Below are 6096 nucleotides of genomic sequence, written 5' to 3' on the forward strand. Positions count from 1 at the left end.
GGGATGAACTGCCTTCCCACCAACCCGCTGTTATTGTGGCGGGCATAGGTGGAGAGAGGAGCATCTGATGGACATCAAGGTTCTGGGCATTGATCTGGGCAAGACCGTTTGCAGTCTTGCCGGGCTGGATGAGGCAGGAGCAATCGTGTTTCGTAAACGTCTCCAGCGGCATCGGCTGCTGGACTTTCTTGATAAGCTTCCGCCCTGCATCGTTGCCATGGAAGCCTGCGGCGGGGCGCATCACATCGGGCGGTTTTGTCTTCAGAACGGACATGAGCCTCGGCTGATGTCGCCGCTCTATGTCCGGCCGTACGTCAAGGTTCACAAGAACGATGACCGTGATGCGGAAGCAATTGCAGAGGCTGCGACGCGCCCGACGATGGCATTCGTAGCAATCAAAACAGAGGAACAGCTCGACCTTCAGGCTCTGCACCGGGCGCGGGAACGACTGGTGAGCGACAGGACACGGCTGATAAATCAGGGCCGCGGCTTCCTGATGGAACGCGGCATTCGGATTGGAACGGGACGCCATGTCTTCCAAAAGGAACTGATCAGATTGACCGCAGTGGGCACCGACGATCTTTCACGTCGGATGCTTACGCTTCTGTCGGACATGGCGTCAGAGCTAAGCGTGATCAATGGCCGGATCTCGGCCATCGATGCCGAGATCAGAGTATTGGCCAAAACGGATGCCGATATGCAGAGGCTGATGGAGATCCCCGGCGTCGGCCCGACGATTGCGACGGCGCTCGTGGCTGCGGTCGGTACCGGCAGCAGTTTCGGCAAAGGACGTGATCTCGCCGCATGGCTCGGCCTGGTGCCGCGACAGATCACGACAGGTGGCAAGGCCAAGCTGATCGGTATCTCGAAGCACGGCAATCGATACTTGAGGAAACTCTTCATTCACGGGGCCCGAACCGTGCTGCATCTCGTGCGCGACAGGACGTCGCCGATAGCGGCATGGGCCGACCGCTTGAAGGAGCGAGCGCATGTCAACGTCGCGGCGGTCGCAATGGCCAACAAGATGGCACGTATTGCCTGGGCTGTATTGACGAAGAGAGAGCGGTATCAACCCAATGCACTGAGCGGCCTGTAGTCGGACCGTAACACAACTGAGAGCAAAGGAATCTGCGAGCGAGGAGGAGATGGACCAACGACCGATCGGCGTTCTGTCAGTCTGATGGGGAGTATGGCCCCTGAAGTGCCGATGGTTTAACGAGACACAGGACGCGCGACTTCCCATCTTGGTCAGGGGCAAAACGAACCGCCCCGAAGAAAGACCGAATACATAGAAGCAGGGTCAGCGGCGCATCGACAAGTCACTTGCAGGGGAAGGCAGTTCATACATACTCCCCAAAAATTCATTTCGCCAAATTTTGACACAGCGAAACACCTCGCCAGAAATGGCGATCCCTCCGGCGGCTGACCGGAGCACTCGATTTACTCAATGGAAGGCCGAAACCCCCGTTTTTCGGCGCACGCGGATTCGCGTGCTGGAAACAATTGATTAACCAATGAGATTTATGAAGCAACGTTTTTTTCCATAAGGTCCAATACAGCACGACGACAACAACGATCCGAATAAATCGATAACGACTTCAAAAAAACCTTTGTTCTCAGGAGGTAAGGCTGCCGCAAGGTTAACGAGAATGGCGCGACAACACCCCAGCGTAAAAGTAACGGGCGTAATTCTACAAGTGTATGATTTTTATGAATATCTTTCCAAACCGTTCATAAAGAAAACTGGCAATCGAAGATCGCAAAATCGGCACGGATTGGCACGCCCAGCCTTCCGTGAAATATCCGTTAATGTAATCTATGCGGGAAAATCTGAAAAAAATTCTCCCAACCAAAATTGTGTCGCATGTCGATACGACTTCACTCAACCAACTGAAAATTATACAACTCCCCTGTCACAGGAGAGCCAAGGGTGAATCGCACACTTTGCGCCGCATTGCCCCACAGAAACAAATCTGCGCCCGCCCTGCATGAAATAAAACAGACATCAAATAGACACCCTTTGAGCCTGTCAGGAGTTCAGATCAGGAAAATCGGCAAACAACCTATGCGAGACTCACATCCACAGCACCTAAAAAAATAAATTTAAAGGTTAATTTCTCCCACTGGTTGTTTTCACCTGTCGCGCCGGCCGTTTGGAATAAGAGAAATGAGCGCGCCAAAAATAACCGCCGGCTTTTATCCAATTTGGATGAAATGGCATTTTGAACCCAAGATATTGATGAACTTCAACACCGGCCCGGCTGCATTTTGCCATCCCGCCTCCGCGTCCCATCCTTCACCCGCCCCCGTGAAGATCTACCCGAAGGCAGCGCGCGGGCGCCTCCGGACAAGAGCGTCGGCAAGAGACAGACGAGGGACACATCCCCATCAGCAAACCACAGGCCACACACCCCCATGAACAACCGAAGGGTGTAGCCAGCGCGGAGGCACGGTCCTTACCCTGGCATGCAGAAGGTTCATCGATTTCGCGGACGCGGCACCGTTCCTCAACCCGCACTCCAAGGCGACGGACGATTCCCTACCGCGTCCAACAGGAGCCCGGACCAAGACCAACGAGTTCCCGGAACGACGACCGCGACCTTTTCGCAAGGGTCGCGGGCGCATCAGGAGAACCGGGTCCTTTTCCCTTGACCCAGGGGGACCCGCCCTAAAGTGTCGTGGCCGATCAGGCTGCCGCCTCAATATTTAGATTCCTTTTGCCCCTTTGGAGTACGCAATGTCCTTTGCCTTTCGCCCCACCGCACTCGTGGACCTCCTGCACTCCCGTCATCAGGTCGGAATTCGTCAGCGTTCTCTGAGACATCGCTGCCGCCTGGGACGCGCGACCGAACTTGTGTTCGTGCTGGCCTCGGGCGCAACGCTGTTGATCGGCGGACAGGCGAACGCCGACGATTTGATCTGGACAGGCGCCGAGTCCAATTTCTGGGACGAAGTCGGTGACGAAAACTGGATCAACACCACGACCGGTTCCATACCCGATTTCTTTGTTGACGGCGACGACGTCACCTTCGATGGGACCGCATTCATCCGCAACGTCACGATCAGCCAGGGCGCTCCTGTCACCACCGGCGACATTACCTTCGATGCAAGCAGTTACGTCATCGACGCGGCGACTTCGGATGACCAGCTGGATGTGACGGGCACGCTGTCCGTCACCAACGCCTTTGACAGTGCGATAATCTACGCAAGGCTTGTTGACGGCGCGACGATCGAAGGCGCAGGAAACCTGATGCTCGCTGGCGGGAGCGGAGACGTCGTGACCACGGGCGACATCGTCGTGAATGGTGCGGTCACCCAGACTGTGTCCCTGAGAGGCGGCACGTTCTTCAACGATGTCGTGCAGAACGGCGGCAACGTGCTCATCGACGGCGCCAACTTCTCGAGCGCGTCCAACCTTGTCGTCAACAGCGGCACCATGACGGTCGCCAGCACGGTGACGGTCAACGATGTCACGCTGGACGGTCCCGCCGGCACCGAGCTGGAGATCGTGAGCGGCGGCGCGCTGCAGTACGATGCGGCCGGCACGCTCGATGTGGAAGGGTCCGCCCTGCTCGACCTGCAGGACGGCGGCACAATCGGCACGAGCGGAGTGAACGTCAGCGTCAACGCAGGTGCGGGGTCGGCCCTCTCCATCGAGGGCACTGTGAATGGCGACGTCACCACCGCCTCCTCCACGAGCGAGATGGGCGGCAACGTGTCCGGCAGGCTGACGGTCAGCGGCGGGTCCACGACGGTCAACTCCGAAGCTTCGGCGGACGAGGTCCTGGTGACCGGCGGCGACCTGACGATCAACGACACGCTGAACGTGCGCGGCGGAACCGGGCCGGTCGTCTACAGCGGCACATCGACGGGGACGATCAACGGCACCGTCAACGGATCGGTGTTCACCGCCAGCACCACGGGCATCACCCTTGCGGATGGAGGCCAGATCCTCGGCACTTTCGGGCAGAACTCGGGCGGCACGAACACAACCGTGACCGGCGATTTCTCGGTCAGCGGTGAAATCCAGGTCAATTCGGGGATCTTTACGATCAACGGCAGCAGCGGCGGCGACACGCCCACCCTGACGACTTCGCGCCTTCGCGTCATGACGATCAGCCAGGTGGACCTGAACGGCGAACTCAACGCCAACCTCTGGAGCGAGGGCGGCACGATCAACCTTGCCGGGGACATCGTCAACACGCGCGCGCTCGAAATGCGTCCCGGAACCGCCGGGGTCGTCAATGTCACGGGCGACAGCACGATCGACGGATATGCCGATGTCTACGGCGGCGTTCTCAACATACAGGGCGGCACGACCCTGACCGTCCGCGGAGCCCGCGGCGTTACCGTGAGCGACGGGGTCGGCACCGACACGATGAACCTCGTGGGCGATCTCGTGGGCGACCTGACGGTCAACAGCGCGGGCGTCATGAATTTCGACAGTGGCGACATAACCGGCAACACCACCGTGAACACCGGTGGTGTGGCCGTGGTTTCGGCAGGCACCACCTTCAACGGCGACGTGACGCTTGCCGGTGGCACGGCAGAGTTCGACAACGGCGCCGACATCGCCATCGTCGTGCAGGACAACCCGGCGACCACCGGCACGACTGAAGGCACCCTGACCATCGGCGGCAGCTTCACCGACACCGGCACGGCGGCGATCACCAGTTCCGGCGCGGGGAACGTGGCGGTCTCCGCTTCCACGCTGGTGCTGGGATCGGGCTTCGTGGAAAACGATGTAGCGGTCACCGGAGGCGGCGGGTTCACCTTTGACATCGACGCGCTCGACGTGAACACAGGCGGCGCGCTGAACCTGACGACCTTCGCGGGCACGCTGCTGGACTACGACGTGTCCGTCAGCAGCGGCGCGGCAACCATCGACGCCGCAACCGTGGTCGGAGACGGCGCGGGCACCTTCTTCGGCGTGACCGTGGACAGCGGCGCGGCGCTGGTTCTCGACGACGACCTGACCGCCTCCTCGCTGACCTCCAACGGCAACACGACCTTCGGCGACGGCGTGACCTTCTTCGGTATGGGCAACACCTACGTGAACGGCGTTGGCTCCACCGACACGTTCGGAGACAACGCGGGCGTGGTCGACAACGGCGCTGTGACGAACAACGGCATACTCGAGTTCAACGGGTCGGGCTTCCTGACGGCGGACGCCAACGACGACGACGCGCTGACGGTCACCAACTCGGCCACCGGCACGATCAACATGAACGACCTCGACGCCAGCAACGACGACGTGCTGACCGTCGCGGCGGGCGGTGCGGACACAGCCTTCGAGAACCAGGGCGCGATCAACCTCAACGGCCAGACGCTGGATGTCACCGGCGTGACGGCACTGAACACCACCGGCGCGGGCGTCGTCGACATGGGCGGCGGCACGATCGTCGGCGACGTGGTCAACGAATCCACCGCTCAGCAGTCGCTCTCGGGGACCATCGGGGACGGCACCGACGGCAGCGGCAGCTACACCCAGCAGACCGCCGCCACGGCGGACACGCAGGTGGTGGCCGGCGATCTGACCGTCGATGGCGCGGTCACAATCAACGCGGGCTCCCTGACGGTGGGCGATGGTGTGACCGGGCGCGCTCTGTCTGCGGACACCGTCGCCATCGGCAGCGGCGGCACGGTCAACGTGTCCGCGGGCTCGACACTTGAAAACACGCTCAACGGCTTGCTCAGCGACGGCGACCTGACCAATGACGGTGCGCTCGACATTGGCGACGGCGCGACCGTCCAGTCCGTCGGCAACATCCTGAACAACGGCACCTTGGCCTTCTCCGGCTCGGCAACGCTCGACGCCAACACCGATGGCGATTTCAGCAGCGAGGTGATCCGCAACGCCGGCCTGATCCAGGCCAACGGCGGCGCGGCCGACACGGTGGCCATCGGCGGCGACAGCCTGATCAACACCGGCACAGGCCGGCTCGAAATCAACGGCGGCACGCTGAACGGGATTGAAACGCTGACGAACAGTTCGAGTTCGGGCAGTGCGATCCAGGTGGGCGCTGGCGCGACTCTGGGTTTCAACACGCTGAACTCGTCGGCGGGGACGGTGACCAGTGCGGGGACGCTTGACGG

2 protein-coding genes are annotated in these 6096 nt (G+C 60.6%); both read left to right on the forward strand.

Annotated elements, in window-relative coordinates; genetic code table 11:
* The first annotated feature begins 67 nt into the window (after nt 1–67).
* Nucleotides 68–1096, forward strand: a complete 1029-nt coding sequence (locus ACU0DV_RS07025) for an IS110 family transposase (RefSeq protein ID WP_446241794.1) — start codon at nt 68–70, stop codon at nt 1094–1096.
* Nucleotides 1097–2737: 1641 nt separating this feature from the next.
* The coding region (locus tag ACU0DV_RS07030; RefSeq protein ID WP_446269779.1) for a beta strand repeat-containing protein at nt 2738–6096 on the forward strand (3359 nt) is incomplete at its 3' end.

Source organism: Sagittula sp., assembly GCF_052825245.1.

Excerpts from the sequence above, each read along its gene's own strand:
- ACU0DV_RS07025 (WP_446241794.1), top strand. The coding sequence starts at position 68 with ATGGACATCAAGGTTCTGGGCATTGATCTGGGCAAGACCGTTTGCAGT.